General features: G+C 55.7%; 1 protein-coding gene. It reads right to left on the reverse strand.

The features are described from left to right. Positions 1-566 (reverse strand): tyrosine-protein phosphatase (locus NEI07_RS14430; protein WP_305123753.1); only part of this gene is annotated, 566 nt, incomplete at both ends.

A 566-nucleotide genomic window follows, 5' to 3' on the forward strand; every position in this document is an offset into this window, starting at 1 on the left:
GTCCGACGGTGCAGCATTCTCCAAAATCGCGCTCGGTCGACCAACGACAAGCTGCTCCGCCTCTGTCTCGCCTAGCCACTTCGCTGCCGCCGCGCGTCCTTCCGCAAGGTCTGGCCTTCGGCGCCTTGCTCCGTGGGCGTCAGAAGCCAAAATATGGACCATCCCTTCATTCAGCATTCGTTCAGACCAATATTGAGGTCTCCTGCCAAAGGAGCCTGTCACTGAACCGGAGGTAAGTTGCATCCAGACGCCAGCATGGAATAGCTGAACGAATGTCTCAAAACGGCTTTCAATCCACGTCAATCTCTCAGGATGGGTCAGAATCGGCACGTAGCCCGCGGTCAAAAGTTCAAAAAAGAGATATTCGATACGTGGCGGTGCGACGTGATGCGGCGGCTCCACGAGCACATACCTAGTGTCCGCAAGCGATAGGATTGCGCCAGATCGCAATCCATCCACCATGTTTGGAACGATATGGGCGTCGGCGCCGGTCACCAGGCGCAAAGGAATTCCATGTTCATCCAGGCAGTTCTGAAATTCTTCGACCGCCAATCGAATTTGCGGGC

This window comes from Methylocystis suflitae (assembly GCF_024448135.1).
Taxonomy (GTDB): domain Bacteria; phylum Pseudomonadota; class Alphaproteobacteria; order Rhizobiales; family Beijerinckiaceae; genus Methylocystis; species Methylocystis suflitae.